The following is a 16889-nucleotide window of genomic DNA, read 5'->3' as shown; positions in this document are numbered from 1 at the left end:
GGGCACCGCGGAAGTGAGCCCGGTAGATCATTGAAAGGCAGGATGCCTGATGGGCAGCGCAAGCGGTCCTGATGATGCGCGACGACTCGACGCAGACCGGGACGGCACTCCGGAACCCCTGAATCAAACGGAAAACAGCGCTTCTGACCACCGTGTTGACGACCGCTTCTACGAAGAGTCTGACGGTGTTCTCCCCGATGGCGAGAATGACGGGTACTTCGATGACACAGGCGGCCCGGTCGACGGTATGTTGCCAGGAGACCCGGCCGCCGCCGCTGTCCGGGAAACCGTGCTTGCCCGGGAAGAGGAGCGGTTCGGCGGCATCAAGATCGGCTCGGCCTTCTTCGGCTGGCTGGTCTCGACCGCAATGGCTGTTTTGCTGGTTGCTCTGGTTGCGGCGGCCGGCAGGGCCGGCTTTCTGCCCGGCACGGACCCGCTCGCCCGAGCTGGCCAGCAATCATCAGATGGCATGACCGGTATGATCGTGCTCCTGTCGCTCCAGCTCCTCGCCTATTTTTCGGGTGGCTACGTGGCAGGGCGGATGGCGCGTTTCAACGGTGTCGGCCAGGGGCTCATGGTGTGGGTGTTGGGCGTCATCGGAGCCGCGGCGGGGGCACTGCTGGGGATTATTGGGCAATACAATGTCCTGACCACGCTCAACAGTTTCCTTCGCCTTCCACTGGTCGAGGGACAGCTGAGTCTAGGCGGCATCATTGCGGCCATCGCGGTGGCCGCCACAGCCCTGATAGGCGCCGTGCTGGGCGGGCTCACCGGAGTTCACTACCACCGGAAAGTGGACCGTGCGGGCTTTACTCCGACGGAGGAGCACTACCAGCCCTAGAAGCGCACCCGTTTTCCCATGCGTCACCAGGGCCGGCGAGTTTGAGCAGTTGTTGCTGGCTCCCGCTCTGAGCCTTCGCTCCCCTGTTTGGCCATGATCGTGAGTATTGCGGTTCCCATGGGCCGGTCGTGTCGAGTCCTTCGCTCAGGGACCGGAAACCTGCTCCCCCTTCTGTTGTCCTCGATGATATGCAGGACGTTCCGGGCTGGGAGCGATTCGAACCCTCTGACCAGAAGTGCGGATTGTGGCATAAACGGTTCAGACCCTTGTTTGGGCAGGCTAACGACAGAACCTTGGACAGTCCTGGGCCGCCCCGGGACCATCCGGGAACTTCATCCGTGACACGGCCGAAGCCCGCATGCATGGCCGCTGGAGCCGGCCCCGCCACTCTGATTCTCGGTAGGGATGCAGCCAGGTCCGCCAGCCGTGAAGGGCGCAGAGAGTTGGCCCCTTTTGCCGCGGGACTTGCAGTGGGAACATGCATATATGAGCGAACATTCCGGTCCCGGTCCTGCCCCGGGCGGAACCGGACGGGCACGCGAGACCGGACACTTCGTCCGCGTTGAGAACCTCACCACGCAGCAGATGCGCACCATTGGGAAACGACGTGCAGATGCTGAAGAAAAGCTCGCACACCATCTCGAACAAGCCCGCCACCCGGCCGGGGAACAACACCCAACCACAGCAGACGCTGCCGATCACTGAGCGGCCACGCTGGCAGCCAGACCCGGCAGCCCCCGACAGTTCAAGGACGATCAAATGGCACCTGCAACCCCGCCCAAGGACGACCGCGCCGGCAGCGACTACCAGCGCGGCCCCAACCCGGCCCCCGGTGGCGACATTGACACCGGTGACAGTGCTGTCCCGCCCTATGAGGATAGAAATGCCGGGAACCCGGACGACCACGACGGCACCGCACGGGCCTTCGGCAGCGAAGAACCCGCCGCGAACCCCGACCGTCCCGAATCCGCAGAGGCCCCGACCGAACAAAGCACCACAGACCTGCCGCCCGCAGGCACCGGAGTCAGCACCACGCGCAGAGGCGAGGACGTCATCAAGGAAGAAGGCAAAGAACCGGGCCGGATCGACACGGGCACCGACGACTCCCCCGCCCAACGCCCCACCGGCGAATCCACACCGCGCGACCAGTCCGGCGTGTAGCACGATCCCGCGGGATCGCCGCAGGAAACACCGGCCCAACGGCCTGAATCCACGGTGGCCGCAGGCTCCGGGTTGAGTGCCACGGCTCCCTGGATGAACCTGCTGGCCTGCCCGCTCACCTGGGAGGCCAGCGGGCGCATCCTCGCCCTAGCCCCTGTCAGAGGGGCGGCGTGGCAGGCGGGACCGGGTGCCCAACCGGCGCCGAGCCAGCCATTGCTTTGAGGAATGCCTGCTCTTCCGGGGAGAGCGGAAGCTGACCGTTACCGTCGATTCCCTCCAGACCGTCGCGCCGGCCACCCGCCCGCAAAAGCGCCCCCGGTCGGCCAGACTTCGCAGTCTGATCCTTTCCCTGCTTATGTCTGGGCCTGGCTCATTGTCAGCATCCACGGCACCGTCTAGTGAGACGCCAACAGGCTTCCAACCTGCCGGACCACCGGTGTGGCCCTCTCCACTGCAGTGGCCTCAGGCACTCCCATGCGCATTCGACGTAGGGCTTCACTGGTCAGGAGGGTCTGTTTGTATCTGCTCCACAATGGTTCGGGCGGTTTGTGCATCGCCGAGGATCCGGAAGTGCCCGACCGTTTGGAGTCGGATGTTCCGGGCTCCGGGCAGGACGCTGCCTTCGGGGATATGGGGGTCGTAGAGGCCGTAGATCGACGTGATCCGGTTATTAATGGTTTCTTCCCGGGCCATCTGGAGGGTCAGAGCGTTGCCTGGTGAGAAGGCGCGGAGGCTGGGGATGAGCAGGTAGCGGGCGTAACGCGACCCGGAGAACGGCGTGCAGACGGCGACCAGGCGATCAACGCGTCGGTCCGGGTCCAGGGCCAGCATGATGTATTTCCCGATGAGGCCGCCCTTGCTGTGAGCCACGATTACCGCGTTGTCCAGGCCGGCAGCAGCGATGTGCTCGGCCACGAGCCGGGCGGCGATTGGCACGTCCAGCCGGTTTCGTTGCAGGAGGGTCACGACGTGCACGGGGTGCCCTGCCTTGTGCAGGGCTGTAATCAGGGGCAGCAAGAACTGCCAGCTCTCATACACTCCCGGGATCACCACGACGGGGCTGCGGTTTCCGCTGTGAAAGGCGTCGGCCGGGATGCGGGAAACTGCGCCGCGGACCTGCCACCAGGCCGCGTAGGCGTAGTCCCCGGTCCACCAGATCGCCTTGCGGAATGCCGTGCTCATGCCGGGGCTTCCCGGGCGCGGCCGGGCGTCCTGTCGAAGTCCCTAATCGCCTTCGCGACTCTGGATGCGCCGGTGTGTTGAACGACGTGGCCGCAACCGGGGACCTCACGGAATTCACCGGCAACGGCACGCTGGGCGAGCAGCCGGCACCATTCCCGGGACGCCACGGGATCTCGGGAGCCCCGCAGGATCAGGATCGGCGCGTTCACCTCTGCGATGCGTTCCTCCGTGCGGTACGACATCATCACGGGCAGCTCTGCCAGGTACCAGCGTGGCCCGCACCGGATATAGTCCGTCACGACCAGGACGTTGGCCGCCGGGGTTTCGAAGAAGAGGCAGTCCAGAGTCAGGTCCAGGGCCTGGCGCGCTACGGATCTGCGCTTCTCATCGACCACCGGTCCCATCAGGACCAGCTGCGTGAACCGGCCCGGCTGTTGCGTCGCCGCTTCCACGGCGAACTGGGTTCCCATCGAATGCCCGACTAGGATGCACGGGCCAACGCCTGCCTGGTCCAGGACCGCCAGGATAAAGCCGGCGTAGTCCGCGACCGATAGCCGACGGCCAGGCTTCGGCGTTCCACCGAACCCCGGAAGGTCGAGGGAATACGTATCTGCTGATTCGGCCAGGAGCCCGTGGAGCCGGTGGAGATAGCGGTGCGATACGCCAATCCCGTGCACAAGAACCAACGCCGGGCCCGACCGCCCCACGCCCGGCGGCCGGGGAGATGCATACAACCGCCCCACGAGGTCGCCTACGTGGACGTCGGAAACGATCGGATCAACCATCTGTTGAAAATCTCCTCTACCTCCAGGCCCGGATCCCGTGAGCGCACGGTACGGCGGCAAGCCCGCCCTCCATCTCGAAAGCGGGCTGCCACCAGGAGCCTTCCAGGGCGGGCGGGGCCCTGGTGGCCTCTGCTGCGTCGAGTTATTTCTTGGATTCTTTGGGGCTGTCGGCGTCCTTGAGTTCCACTTCTGCTGTGGCCTGGATCAGTGCCAGCAGGTCAGGGTCGAGCCCGGGCGCGAATTCCTCGCGGCGTTCCGGTGAAATGGTCATCGGGAAACCGTCAGGCATGACGTCGGTGCTCAGCTCGGTGCCGTCGTTGGAGGGCGATGCGCCCCGGTACAGCTTGCCGGCCTCGCTGAGGTTGTCGGCGCTGAAGGTGTACTGGATGCTCTGCAGGCCCAGGTCCAGGAGCTTCTTCACCTCGGGGAACTGCTCGGCGTTGGTTTTCGGGATCGGAAGCACTTTGCCCCAGTTCACGCCGAGGCTTTCCAGGGCCTTCGCGAACGCATTCTCGTGGGCCTGGTCCCGGACGATGAGGTAGGCGATCGTGGACCGTGCCGTCTTGTTCTCGGTCATTTCGTAGATCCGGCACTTCTGCAGCCGGCCGGTGGACTCGAGCATCAGGTTGTACAGCAGGTCCAGGACCAGGTTGCCGCTGTTGTACACGTAGGACCCGCTCCACGGGTTGCCGGCCGCGTCCACGGGCAATGCCCCCTGGGCGCCGACCAGGTAGTGGTGGATGTTGCTGGTGTCCAGCGCGATCTTCAGCGGCGTGGCCCCCTTGGCTCCGGGCTGGTCCACGGGATCGGTCTTCTTGCCCTGGTACTCGGGGGACCCGTCCAGCAGCCGGGAGATGGTGGTGCCGATCAGTTCGACGTGACTGATCTCCTCGGTACCCACGCCCTGGAGCAGGTCCTTGTAGGGCTTCGCGGCTGCGTCGCCGCGGAAGTTCATGCTCTGGAACAGGTACTGCATCATGGTGCGCATCTCGCCGAACTGCCCGCCCAGGCCCTCCTGCAGGGCGTTGGCTGCGGCGGGGTCGGGCTCGTCGACGGCGATTTCGTTGATCAGTTGCTGGGTGTGCAGGTACATAGGCTAGTTCCTCACTCTGGTCTGATGCTGGTCGTCGTCCTCTTCAACTCCGGCTTCGAATACCTCATGACCGGATCGGTACGGTACTTACCGCGGTGGCAGCCGCAGGATCTAACCATAAGTATGCTTAGTATCTTTGGCAAGGGCGCCCAGTAAGCCCATTTGTGAGATCTCCGACTCGTAGCGCAGGGGCAGGGGGGTGAAGCAACAATGGATGCCGCGCCCGCCAGTGGTGCGCCGCCAAGCAGGCACTGCGTGCGGTCGGGTCGCATGTGAGGCGGACTGGAATGCTCCGGCAGGAAATTACTAAGCATGCTTGCTTTTCGTGGCGGTGCGGTGTTTAGTGAACCGGGGGATCTCTCCGCTTACACGCTGCCGCACGGCACCCGGAGAGCCCGAGCCTCCCCCGGGCGGCATCTCCCGGGACCGTCAGGAACACCGTCCGACCAGCGTCCAACGCCAGCCCGACGGCGCTGTCCCATCACCGCAACGAAGCCAGGAACAACCATGAGTTCGACCAGTAAAGAAGCCGGCGATGTCCGGGAAAGCCGTCGGGACACCGTCCTGGCTGAGGAGAAACGGCAGTTCGGCGGAATGAAGTTCGGATCGGCCTTTTTCGGCTGGATGACCGCCACCGGCATGACTGTCCTGCTCACCGCGGTCAGCACCGCCATCGGGACAGGAATCGGCGTCGCCAGCAATACCGATCCAGGACAAACCGTTTCCCAAAATCCGCAGACTGTCAGCATCATCGGCGGCATCGTCCTAGCCGTGGTCCTGTTTGTGGCCTACTACTGTGGCGGGTACGTCGCCGGGCGGATGGCCCGATTCGACGGAGCTAAACAGGGCCTCGCCGTCTGGCTGTGGGCCATCACTCTCGCCGTCCTCGTAGCTCTCGCCGGCGCCGTCGCCGGAAGCCGGTTCAACATCCTCGCGAACCTCAATAGCTTCCCGCGGATACCTCTCAACGAAGGAGAGCTGACCACGGGTGGCATCATCGTGCTGGCTGCCGCGGTCATCATCACCCTCGGAGGCGCCACGCTGGGCGGCGTCGCAGGCATGCGGTTCCACCGCAAAGTCGATAAGGCCGGACATAGCAGCCAGTAGCACCATCCGGGTCCGCCGGACCCGGCGGCACCGACTCCCCCCAGATACCCACAGAACAGGACCACATCGTGAAGAAAATCCTTCTAGCACTCCTCCCCGCCATCATCAGCCGGGTTATGCAGGCCCGCAAAGCGAAAAGGAACGGCGCCGGCACGTCGGGCGGCACCACTCGTTACTGACCCACGGACGCCGGCACAACCCGCACCCCTGCAGACTCAAGCGGGAACGAGTAGCCGCCCACCACAGAATGTGACCCCCGATGCTTGATCCCGTTGGCATGATCTTCGCCGCACTGGGTGTGACAGCCCTCGCCGCATCCGTGCTGCCCCGCCTCCTGGGCAGAATCCCGGTCTCTATGCCGATGGTATTTCTCGCCGCCGGCTTCGTGGCGTTCGCCCTGATCGGGGGCCTGCCCGATCCGGACCCGATGGCACACGGCGGGCTGGTGCTTCACCTGACGGAGGTCTGCGTCATCATCTCATTGATGGGGGCGGGGCTGGCGCTGAACCGCCCCGTTGGGTGGCGGCGCTGGGCGACGACGTGGCGGCTGCTGGGAATCACTATGCCGCTGACGATCATCGCCGTCGCCTTCCTAGGCTGGGCAATGCTCGGCCTAGGAGTGGCGGCCGCGGTTCTGCTCGCGGCCGCCCTCGCACCCACGGACCCTGTTCTCGCCACCGAAGTTCAAGTAGGTGAACCCGCAGACTCCGACAATGCCGAGGACGACGAAGCCCGGTTCGCCCTCACATCCGAAGCTGGACTCAATGACGGCCTCGCGTTCCCGTTCACATATGCCGCCATAGCCATCAGTGTCGCCGGGGCAGCCCTGCAGCTTGGCTCACCGATTGGCTGCTCCTGGACGTCCTGTGGCGCATTCTGGCCGGACTGCTCGTCGGCCTGGGCGTCGGGTGGGGTCTTGGCAAGCTGTTCTTTTCGGTCAAGCTCGACCGGTTGCGGCTGTCCCAACACGCCGAAGGGTTCGTGGCGCTGGCCTCGACGTTCCTTGCCCACGGCGCTGCAGAACTCATCGAAGGCTACGGATTCCTCGCCGTCTTCGTTTGCGCCTGCACTATCCGCGCCGCGGAACGCAGCCACGGCTACCACGGCGTCCTGCACAGCTTCGTCGAACAGATCGAACGGCTTTTCACGGTCGCCATCCTGGTGCTTCTCGGCGGAGCCATAGCCCGCGGACTGTTCGCAGAGATCGGATGGTCGGAAGTGGCCTTGGCGTTGATATTTTTGATGGTGATCCGCCCCTTGAGCGGTTGGCTTGGGCTACTGGGTGGAAAACCGGACCTCGCGAACGATCCGTCATCGCCATCTTTGGTGTGCGCGGCATCGGCACCCTGTTCTACATTGCTTATGCCCTGCAGGAAGGCGCTTTCGCCGAGGGCCAGCGGCTGTGGGCAATCGCCGGGCTCATAGTGACAGGCTCCATCATCCTGCACGGAATCAGCGCGACACCGGTCATGGCATTTCTAGATAAACGCAGAAACAAGGCCGCCGCAGAGCCTACCGGCGACGAGGGCAACGCACCCACGATCGCGGTCTAAACCTAGCCCTCTTCCCGGTCTTCTGAACAGAGCCGCGGCTACTCACGAACTAGACGAAGGCATCACCATCCTGCTCACAGGACTCGCCGCCCGACTCTCACCTCAGGCGTGACCAGCAACCCACTTTGAAAGGCACACCCCAAGCTCCTCCTCTTCGGCCTCAAAACTGCTCTGAAAAACCTGACCGGGCGGGCGGCAACCTGCCAGTACTGCGGCCAGCTCGTCCATCACCACCTGCAGGAACGCGCCACAAAGTTCACGCTGTTCTTCATCCCGGTGTTCACCACATCCAGGACCTACCGCATCACCTGCTCGAACTGCGGCCAGACCTCGTCCATCAAACCGCGGCAGGCAAAGACCCTGGCCTGGTGAGCAGCAAGAGAACAGAGCCAGCGAGAAGCAGGAGCATGCTTACTAGAAGTAGCCCATTGGTTGTGGTTTCCTGCGGCTTCCTCCGGCACTAATGTGTGGCTATGGCTACTCCGAACCCCCGGCCAACCGACGCTCAAATGCAGCCCACACGGCTTGCGGGCATCCTCTACGGGCTGGGCCTGGGCGGCTTCTTCGATGGAATCGTCCTGCACCAGATCCTCCAGTGGCACCACATGCTCAGCCACACCCCGGAGCACCCCGTCACCACAGTGGCCGGCCTTGAAGTGAACACACTCGCGGACGGGTTCTTCCACCTGGCGATGTGGTTAGTGCTACTGGCCGCGTCGATAACCACGATTGCCGCGTGGCGACGGGGGCGCCTGGCACCGAACTGGAGCTTCCACTTCGGTCTCGTTCTCGTGGGCTGGGGAATATTCAATGTCATCGAAGGCCTGATCGACCACCACCTTCTCCAGGTGCACCATGTCAGGGATGACCTCGGAGGACCTCTTTCCTGGGACATCGGCTTTTTGATCGCCAGCGCACTGCTCATCGCCGCAGGCTGGCTTCTCCACCAACACGGCGTACGCACCCTCGAGCGGCAAACGGCGCCCCAACGTTCGCCGGCCCCCTGACCTCCGCCGGCACCCCAGCGCGTTCGACCGGAAACCGACAGACCGCCTGCGAAACCCCGGCCGCCAAAAGCCGATACCGGCGCATCCTCCTCGTCGCCCGAGGACTGTTTGGACAGGCGATGGGCGCCCCGAAAGGCGCCGCAGGCGGCTCAGAGATGCTTTACTGGGTGCGTCAAGTAACTGGCGCCCGACCCGCGAAGGACGTCGCATGAAAGCATCTGTCAGCGGTACAGCCGGCCTGGCATTCGCCGCGGTGTTTAAAGCCCTCAAAGTCGTGCGCCCCGACCGACCCATACACCCCGCCGGCGTGGCTCTCACCGGAGTGATTGAACGACGACCCGGCAGCACCCGGAGCGGGATCTCGTGGATCGATTCCCCCGGCAGCGACCCGGTAAGCGCCCGGTTCTCCCGATCTCTCGGCCTGCCCCCAGGCTGGCCCGACATCCTCGGCCTGGCACTTCGCATACCGACAGAAACAGGTCCCGCCGACGTCCTGCTGGCGTCCACCGCCGTGTCACGGCCCGGCCGACTGATACTCACCGCCCACCGCTACGCCAGCAACGGAAAGCTGACCTCGCTCATGCCCTACAAGGGATCCAAGGGCCCCGTACTGCTGGCAGCAGTCCCCCAAGCCACCGGCCAGGGCCTGCCCGCCACACCTGACGCTTTCCGCCAAGCATTGGCCACCGCCACCTGGACCCTGGGCCTCTACCACGCCCGCCTTACCGGACCCTGGAACCGTTTCGGCACCCTCGTACTGACCCTCGACCCCGGAAACGCGGACGTCCGAACCAGGTTCGACCCGCTCAGCAATCCGCTGCCCGGGGCAGGCACCTACGAGTGGACGCGCAGACTACGCCGCCCCTCCTACCAAGCCGCCCGCCAACGGTCCCCCTAACCGCCGACACTCGCCTCGACCCCTCCCCCAATCCACTTGCCCGGTTCCGGGAAGCCCCCGTACAAAATCCCCTTGATCAAGTTTCATCCGTACCCGCAGGCCTCGACGACGAGGTACCTCCTTCTGTCGCCGGGCACTGATACGGCCTGCCCATGGCTGAACTAGTGCAAGCCCAGCTCACAGTGAATGCCGACGATCTTTCCGACCGCCCCGGGTTCGATGAACAGTTCCTGGGTGCCCGGGTTGGCATTCCGGCCCTCGAGGGCATCGAGTCGGTCCTGCTCCCCTACACCCACTTTTCCGTCCTCATGCGGCTGGACAAGCGTCTGGCCGCGGTCACTGCGCTCGGAATGGACGGCACCAAGTTGATCGATCTGGACCAGTCGGGGATCCAGTGGAGACTGGATCCGCGGCTGCGCGGGGACCAGCAGACGGGCGAGGCGGTCTACGCCCGCAACGACATCGACCGCGGCCACCTCGTCCGCCGGGCATCAGCAGTCTGCGGCGACACCCGGGCGGAAGCCGCCCGGGCCAACGCGGATACCTTCCACTACACGAACGCTGCCCCGCAGGCGGCGAAGTTTAACCAGGGAATGGACCTCTGGCTCGGTCTGGAGTCTTACCTGCAGGACAACGCAGCCGACAAAGGCCGGCGGCTCGTCGTTTTCACGGGTCCGATCTTCAGTGACACCGACCCCGTCTACCGCGGCGTGCAGATTCCGCTGAAGTTTTTCAAAGTTGCCGCATTCATGCACCAGGGCTCCCTCGCCGCCACCGGATACGTCGTGGACCAGACACCCCAGCTGGCGGACCTCCCGGATGTACCCCGCCCGGGAGCACTCGACGAGGCTCCCCCGTTGGGTCCGTTCCGAACATTCCAGGTACCCATCAGAGACATCGCGGCGCTGACCGGGCTCGACCTGAAACAACTGACCGCCGTGGACCGGATGCCCATTGCATCAACCCTGCCCACCGCCCGGGTCACTTCAACCTGGCGGCGACTGAGAACACCCCAGGATCTCGATCTCGACTTCGATCTAAACGACTGAGAACAGAACCCGTAGCCCGCTTGCCTCACCTGCGTTTGCGCGGCAAATGGGCTGGTCACTTCATCCGCGGAAATCGGGGCCGAGGTTCGACAACCAGGAATTGTCATTCCATCTGAGTGAAAATTGAACGTCCACAGGGTTTCCGGACGGGTCCGTGGTGCTTACTCGCACGCCCGGTCCAGAACCCGGCCGCCGGCTCGCGGTCTGGGCCGGCGGCCGCCGGCCGGTGCCGGGTGCCTGGCCGGCTACTTCACCGCGCTCCTGCTGCTGGGCTGACGTGACCAGGCAGCAGCTGCTCGTGAAGGAACTCTTCGGCCGTCCAGTAGACGAGCTCCGGCGCCTTCGCCGGTTTGCCGTCTTGGCTCCAGATCCCGCCGTACGAAGGGTCCATTATCGGCTCTTTCACGGTGCTGGGGTGATCTGTCCGTGATCGATCCGGCAGCCCCGAGGGCGCGCTAGTCCAGCAATCCCACGATGTAACCGACAAAGTACAGCATCGACAACAGGACCACTGCTGCGATGCCGGCCATCCAAAGAATCTGGGTGCCCATATTCGTGCCGTTTTCATCGTGACCCTGCGGTCCGCCCGTCGAGGCTTCGGCAGGAGGGGTCTCGCCTGGCGGCACTCCGCCTCCCGGCTCCAAGCCGGTGATCTTGTCCTCATACGGGTCGGGATTGCTTCCTGACACGTTCACTCCCTGGGTCGCAGTGCTGATACTTTGATCCGTATTTCACCATGCACTCACCGAGTGCGTTGGAAAGAATGCCACGTTCCCCGCGTGCTGATTCCGAGACGAGGGTGCCAGCTGCATTCTCTGGTTCGACAATGTCTGACGGATGGAACTGGACCAGCTCCGGATCGCGGACGCGGCGGCTCGTCGCAGTCGTCCCTCTCGCATCGATATTCTGCGGAGTAGGGAGCAGGGCGGCTTTCGACGTCTCCTCGAAGCAGACACGGCTTTGTCGACTACTGCTGTTGCAACCACTCCTCGAAGCGGTTGTTGTAGATGGTCGCTTCATCACGGGGGAGCAATTCGCGTTCCTCCAGCAGCACGTCGAAGTAGCGTGCGGTGGGATCGGCGACCACCTCGCGGGGGTCTCCCTTGAAGCTGAGTCCCTTGCGGATGAGATCGTCGAGCCGGAACTGTTCGGGACCGGCGATCTCGACGGTGGCGTTCAGCGGAGTACCCACAGCGGTGCGGCCGACTGCGGTGGCTACGTCCTCAGCGGCTATCGGTTGGATCAGGGCGGGTGGCAGACGAACCGTGTTTCCCTGGGTCGCAGCCTGAGCGATGCTCGTGACGAACTCGAAAAATTGCGTCGCATGAACAATCGAGTACGGCAGGCCTGATTCTTTGATGAGCTTCTCCTGCTCCATCTTCGCTCGAAAGTAGCCGCTTTCGGCCAGACGCTCAGTCCCGACCACTGACAGGGCAACGTGGTGGCCGACGGCCGCTCCCTGCTCCGCCGCGAGCAGGTTGCGGGTGGAGGTACTAAAGAAGTCCATCACCGCCGCGCCTTCGAACGAGGGCGAATTCGACACGTCGACAACAACGTCTGCTCCTTGGAGTACATCCGCGAGGCCTTGGCCGGTAATCGTGTTCACCCCCGATTTGGGGGAAGCGGCAACCGCTTCGTGGCCGTGTTCGCCGAGCTTGCTGACGAGTTTTGAACCGACGAGTCCGGTTCCGCCGATAGTTACGATCTTCATACATCAACCGGAAACAGAACGAGACCTACGTCACTCATCTGCAACGTCAACTATATGACCCGCCGAACGACCGGAGCAAGGTACAAATACCTCAATGAATGCGTGACGAATGATCTGGTGACGCATTTTCAACAGGCGACCGGCATGGTCATTCAGAACATGACAGGGCGGCGTTCGGTGTGGCCTTCCGCGTGCGACGCCCCGCGAGTAGCATTCAGTAATCCTCGTATGCGCTGATGCCGCCACGAGGCTTGTCTCGTCATCCGATGACGTTCGTCAGCATCCCGGATGGTTCACGGAAGTCTGGGATTGCTGTGGTCGACGGCACATGAGAGCTGGTCAACGCCTCGACCTCCCTCACATCATCCGATACCGCAGGGGAAACATCCGATGATCAAACGAGCCGTCGACCCGGCCGACGTCGCTGCTGGTGACGATCAATCTCACGACCAGTACGGCAAGTGGCGGAATGTTCGAGACCGGTGGCGGCAACAACTCGTCGAATACGGGCCGTGGCGCCCGTGAACAGTGCCACGCTGCGAGGCGACGGAGCAAGTTCGGCGCGTGTGAATGCGACCGCGCCTGGGAGAAGAGAGAAGAGACGAGGAGACCATGACCGACACGACAAGTAGTCCGACCGATCAGAGCTCGATCCGACCCTTCCGCAGTGACTTCCCACAGGAGGCATTGGAGGACATGCGTCGCCGAATCGCCGCGACGCGCTGGCCGGAGCGTGAGACGGTGACGGACGACTCGCAGGGCGTGCCACTCGCGACGATGCAAGCCCTCGCCCGCCACTGGGCCACCGATTACGAATGGCGCGCATGCGAGGCGACCCTCAACGCGCTCCCGAACTTCACCACCGAGATCGACGGGTTGGACATTCACTTCATCCACGTCCGCTCTCAGCATGATGATGCGCTGCCGCTCATCATCACGCATGGGTGGCCGGGCTCGATCATCGAACAGCTGAAGATCATCGAGCCACTCACGAACCCGACAGCATATGGTGCGAGTGCGGACGACGCGTTCGATCTAGTGATCCCGTCATTGCCCGGCCACGGGTTTTCCGCCAAACCGACCAACACCGGGTGGGATCCGTCCCGCATCGCCCGCGCCTGGGTCGTACTGATGAAACGGCTCGGTTACGACCGGTTCGTGGCGCAGGGCGGCGACTGGGGGGCAGCAGTCACGCAGCAGATGGGCCAGCAAGCCGCCCCGGAACTGCTCGGAATCCACTCGAACATGCCTGGCACCGCCCCGGCAGACCTCGACGGCTACTTGCGCGGCGAGCCGGCGCCCGCCGGCCTCTCGGACGAGGAGCAACGTGCCTACGATCAGTTGAGCGCGTTCTACGCCAAGCATGTCGCGTACGCCCTCATCATGGGCACGCGCCCGCAGACGCTGTACGGGTTCGCGGACTCTCCGATCGACCTTGCGGCGTTCGCGATCGACCACGGCGACGGAACCGGCCAGCCTGGATTGATTGGGGAGATCCTGGACGGGCGCTTGGCCGGAGACCTGACGCGGGACGACATTCTCGACAACATCACGCTCTACTGGCTGACGAACACTGGCGTCTCGGCCGCCCGGCTGTACTGGGAGAACACGGCGTCGTTCTTCGACGCGAAGCCCATTACGATCCCATTCGCCATCAGCGTGTTCCCCGACGAGCTCTACCAAGCCCCAAGGAGCTGGGCCGAGCGCGCCTACCCGGACAACCTCATCTACTACAACCGGGTCGACCGAGGCGGCCACTTCGCCGCATGGGAACAACCGCAATTGTTCTCATCCGAGCTTCGCGCAGCGTTCAGATCCCTGCGGTGAGGGCCCAAAGTGTTTCGGCACCGCAACGATCTGCCAGTCGAAGGGTTACTGCCCCCGTTCGACGGAGCCACCACATGGCTCAACTCACAGCCCCTGGCGCCGGCGGACCTCCGCGGCCAAGTCGTTCTCATTAGCTTCGGCACCTACACCTGCATCAACTGGATTCGCTCGCTGCCCTGGATACGCGCATGGGCCGACGCCTACGCCGACCATGGGCTGACGGTCGTCGGTGTGCAGACGCCCGAGTTCGACTTCGAGGGCGACCTCGCCAACGTGGCCCGCGCCATCAATGAGATGGACGTCCGCTACCCGGTCGCGGTCGACAACGGCTACGCCCTCTGGCAGGCGTTCGACAACCACTACTGGCCGGCCCTGTACTTCGCTGACGCCAAGGGCCAGATCCGGCATCACCACTTCGGTGAAGGAGAATATGAACAATCCGAGATGGTCCTCCAGATGCTCCTGCGCGAGGCCGGCACCGAAATCGAACAGGGCTTGGTGACCGTTGAGCCCCAAGGCGTCGAGGCGGCGGCCGACTGGTCCAGCCTGGGGTCACCGGAAACGTATCTCGGCTACGGACGTGCAGTCGGACTCGCCTCGCCAGAACCGGTCGTCCCCGACGATCGTCAGCCCTACTCCGCGCCGGCCGCCTTGCGGCGCAATCACTGGTCGCTGTCAGGCGACTGGCGGATCGGCTCCGAAGCTGTCCGGCTCACCCAGCCCGATGGTTCGATCTCATATAGGTTCTTCGCCCGCGACCTCAACCTCGTGATGGGCCCGCCGGCGACAGACAAACCAGTGCCCTTCACCGTCCTCCTCGACGGCGAGCCGCCGGGGCCCGCCCACGGGGTCGACATCGACGGTCACGGCAAAGGTACCGCCGAGTATCAGCGGATGTACCAACTGATACGTCAGCCCGGGCCGATCCGCGACCGGAAATTCACGATCACCTTCCCCGACCCCGGGGTCGAAGCCTTCGTATTCACATTCGGATAGCCCAGGAGGAAAAACGATGTCCCAACCAGCAGCCACTCAACCGCTCACAGTTGTGCTCGTCCACGGCGCCTTCGCCGACAGTTCCAGCTGGAACGGGGTGATCGAGCTTCTTCAAGCCGACGGAATCCAAGTGTTCGCCGTCGCAGTCCCACTTCGCGGCATCTCTTTCGACAGCGCCTACCTCGCAAGCGTGTTCGCCCAGATCCCCGGGCCTGTCCTCGCAGTCGCCCACTCCTACGGCGGCGCAGTCATCAGCAACGCCGCGACGCAGAGCCAGAACGTCGCCGGCCTCGTCTTCGTGGCCGCCTTCGCCCCCGACGAAGGCGAGAAGCTGAGCGACATCACCGCCGCCTCCAAGGACAGCGTCCTCGGCGCGGCGTTAGTGCCACGCCAGTACCCGACAGGCAGCGGAACCGGAACCGAGTTCTTCATCGACCCGGCGATGGCCCGTCACGCATTCGCAGGAGACCTGACCGACGTGCAGGCCGCATTGATCGGCACCGTCCAACGGCCGGTCACCGACATCGCGTTCGGGGAACCGTCCGGTGCACCGGCGTGGAAGACCCTGCCCTCATGGGCGGTAGTGGCCACCGCCGATCGTGCCGCCGGGACAGACGTCACCAGAGCCCACGCCGAGCGCGCCGGCGCCGCCATCACCGAACTGGACGGCTCACACGTCATCATGATGTCCCAGCCCCAAGCCGTGGCCGACGTGATCCGATCGGCAATCGCAGAGGTCAGCTAAATGGACGCGCTCACGTTAGGGCCAGTCGACCAGATCGACGCCGGCGTGCTGAACGTCGGATTCGTGGACATCGGACCCGCCGACGGTCAACCCGTCGTTCTGCTGCACGGATGGCCCTACGACATCCATAGCTACGCCGACGTCGCACCGGCGCTCGGCGCTGCCGGCTACCGCGTGATCGTGCCGCACCTCCGCGGATTCGGCACAACCCGCTTCCTCTCCGACACCGCGACGCGCAACGGCCAGCAGTCCGCCTTGGCCGTCGACACGATCGAACTCATGGATGCACTCGGCATCGAGTCGGCAATCATCGCCGGATTCGACTGGGGCGCACGGTCCGCGAACGTCGTCGCAGCGCTCTGGCCCCTCCGATGCACGGCCCTGGTGTCCGTCAGTGGCTACCTGATCGGCAACCCGGCAGCGAACGCGCAACCGTTGCCACCATCGACAGAGCTTTCGTGGTGGTATCAGTTCTACTTCGCGACCGAACGGGGCAGGGCCGGCTACGACAAGTACCGCGACGACTTCGCAAAGCTGATCTGGCACACCGCCTCACCCAGATGGAACTTCGACGATGCGACGTTCGACCGCAGCGCGGCGTCCTTCGCCAACGCCGACCACGTCGACATCGTGATCCACAACTACCGGTGGCGACTCGGGCTGGCGCCAGGCGAACCCCGTTACGACGGCTTGGAACAACAACTCGCGACCAGTCCACCCATCACGGTGCCGACGATCACCCTCGAAGGTGATGCCAATGGCGCACCCCACCCGGACCCGAGCGCCTACACGACGAAGTTCACGGGACAGTACACGCACCGAACCCTCTCCGGAGGGGTCGGGCACAACCTGCCGCAAGAAGCGCCCGAAGCCTTCGTCGAGGCCATCATCGAAGCCGGACACGAGTGCCCTTGAAGGCGAATGGTGAATTGCG

At 64.2% G+C, this 16889-nt stretch carries 18 protein-coding genes and 2 pseudogenes; 13 read left to right on the top strand and 7 right to left on the bottom strand.

The features are described from left to right. The first annotated feature begins 49 nt into the window (after positions 1-49). From M2428_RS09345 to M2428_RS09335, 3 genes are all read left to right on the top strand, one after another. Positions 50-841 (top strand): hypothetical protein, encoded by a 792-nt coding sequence (locus M2428_RS09345; RefSeq protein WP_277525677.1) that lies wholly within the window; start codon positions 50-52, stop codon positions 839-841. Between the two features lie 486 nt (positions 842-1327). After that, a complete protein-coding gene (locus M2428_RS09340; protein WP_277525676.1) occupies positions 1328-1546 on the top strand; it encodes a hypothetical protein in 219 nt (72 codons plus the stop codon). A gap of 54 nt (positions 1547-1600) precedes the next feature. Next, positions 1601-2002, top strand: coding sequence for a hypothetical protein (locus M2428_RS09335; RefSeq protein WP_277525675.1), 402 nt, complete (start codon positions 1601-1603; stop codon positions 2000-2002). 495 nt (positions 2003-2497) lie between these two features. Here the strand turns inward: M2428_RS09335 and M2428_RS09330 are convergent, their stop codons facing one another. The 3 genes from M2428_RS09330 to M2428_RS09320 all read right to left on the bottom strand — a co-directional run bounded on the left by M2428_RS09330 (position 2498) and on the right by M2428_RS09320 (position 5062). Continuing rightward, on the bottom strand, positions 2498-3184 hold the full coding sequence (locus M2428_RS09330; protein ID WP_277525674.1) for an alpha/beta hydrolase: 687 nt from the start codon (positions 3182-3184) through the stop codon (positions 2498-2500). Beyond that, entirely contained in the window at positions 3181-3969 is a 789-nt protein-coding gene (locus M2428_RS09325; RefSeq protein ID WP_277525673.1) for an alpha/beta hydrolase, read from the bottom strand. The genes M2428_RS09330 and M2428_RS09325 overlap by 4 nt, the downstream gene beginning before the upstream one ends. A 142-nt stretch (positions 3970-4111) precedes the next feature. Next, on the bottom strand, positions 4112-5062 hold the full coding sequence (locus M2428_RS09320; RefSeq protein WP_277525672.1) for a manganese catalase family protein: 951 nt from the start codon (positions 5060-5062) through the stop codon (positions 4112-4114). Positions 5063-5569: 507 nt separating this feature from the next. Between M2428_RS09320 and M2428_RS09315 the strand changes: the two genes are divergently transcribed. The 6 genes and pseudogenes from M2428_RS09315 (at position 5570) to M2428_RS09290 (ending at position 10676) form a co-directional block, all read left to right on the top strand. After that, positions 5570-6169, top strand: coding sequence for a hypothetical protein (locus M2428_RS09315; RefSeq protein ID WP_277525671.1), 600 nt, complete (start codon positions 5570-5572; stop codon positions 6167-6169). Positions 6170-6428: 259 nt separating this feature from the next. Beyond that, positions 6429-7722 (top strand): annotated as a pseudogene (locus M2428_RS09310) (cation:proton antiporter). A gap of 171 nt (positions 7723-7893) precedes the next feature. After that, positions 7894-8094 carry a zinc-ribbon domain-containing protein gene (locus tag M2428_RS09305; RefSeq protein WP_346780738.1) on the top strand — a complete coding sequence of 67 codons (201 nt, stop codon included), beginning with the start codon at positions 7894-7896 and terminating at the stop codon, positions 8092-8094. 101 nt (positions 8095-8195) lie between these two features. Then, positions 8196-8729, top strand: a complete 534-nt coding sequence (locus M2428_RS09300; protein WP_277525670.1) for a DUF2243 domain-containing protein — start codon at positions 8196-8198, stop codon at positions 8727-8729. A gap of 208 nt (positions 8730-8937) precedes the next feature. Beyond that, complete coding sequence (locus M2428_RS09295; RefSeq protein WP_277525669.1) at positions 8938-9627, top strand: hypothetical protein; 690 nt, start codon at positions 8938-8940, stop codon at positions 9625-9627. A gap of 152 nt (positions 9628-9779) precedes the next feature. Further along, entirely contained in the window at positions 9780-10676 is an 897-nt protein-coding gene (locus M2428_RS09290) for a DNA/RNA non-specific endonuclease (RefSeq protein WP_277525668.1), read from the top strand. Between the two features lie 250 nt (positions 10677-10926). Here the strand turns inward: M2428_RS09290 and M2428_RS09285 are convergent, their stop codons facing one another. The 4 genes and pseudogenes from M2428_RS09285 to M2428_RS09270 form a co-directional block, all read right to left on the bottom strand. Continuing rightward, positions 10927-11067 carry a hypothetical protein gene (locus tag M2428_RS09285; protein WP_277525667.1) on the bottom strand — a complete coding sequence of 47 codons (141 nt, stop codon included), beginning with the start codon at positions 11065-11067 and terminating at the stop codon, positions 10927-10929. A gap of 64 nt (positions 11068-11131) precedes the next feature. Continuing rightward, complete coding sequence (locus M2428_RS09280; protein ID WP_277525666.1) at positions 11132-11365, bottom strand: DUF6480 family protein; 234 nt, start codon at positions 11363-11365, stop codon at positions 11132-11134. 52 nt (positions 11366-11417) lie between these two features. Then, a pseudogene (locus M2428_RS09275) lies at positions 11418-11546 on the bottom strand (FAD-binding protein); the annotation flags it as partial. A gap of 97 nt (positions 11547-11643) precedes the next feature. After that, positions 11644-12387, bottom strand: coding sequence for an SDR family oxidoreductase (locus M2428_RS09270; RefSeq protein WP_277525665.1), 744 nt, complete (start codon positions 12385-12387; stop codon positions 11644-11646). Between the two features lie 612 nt (positions 12388-12999). On the opposite strand from M2428_RS09270, the gene M2428_RS09265 reads away from it, so the two are divergent. Genes M2428_RS09265 through M2428_RS09250 form a run of 4 tightly spaced genes read left to right on the top strand, consistent with a single transcriptional unit; the run spans position 13000 to position 16870 of the window. Then, on the top strand, positions 13000-14214 hold the full coding sequence (locus M2428_RS09265; protein WP_277525664.1) for an epoxide hydrolase family protein: 1215 nt from the start codon (positions 13000-13002) through the stop codon (positions 14212-14214). A gap of 9 nt (positions 14215-14223) precedes the next feature. After that, positions 14224-15210 (top strand): redoxin domain-containing protein, encoded by a 987-nt coding sequence (locus tag M2428_RS09260; protein ID WP_277525663.1) that lies wholly within the window; start codon positions 14224-14226, stop codon positions 15208-15210. Between the two features lie 16 nt (positions 15211-15226). Continuing rightward, a complete protein-coding gene (locus M2428_RS09255; protein WP_277525662.1) occupies positions 15227-15955 on the top strand; it encodes an alpha/beta hydrolase in 729 nt (242 codons plus the stop codon). Then, positions 15956-16870, top strand: coding sequence for an alpha/beta hydrolase (locus tag M2428_RS09250; protein WP_277525661.1), 915 nt, complete (start codon positions 15956-15958; stop codon positions 16868-16870). The last annotated feature ends 19 nt before the right edge of the window (positions 16871-16889 follow it).

Origin of the sequence: Arthrobacter sp. ES3-54, assembly GCF_029504395.1 — a bacterium.
Lineage (GTDB): Bacteria > Actinomycetota > Actinomycetes > Actinomycetales > Micrococcaceae > Arthrobacter.
The sequence above is the reverse complement of the archived record's forward strand: the minus strand, read 5'-3'. Positions and strand labels throughout refer to the sequence as shown.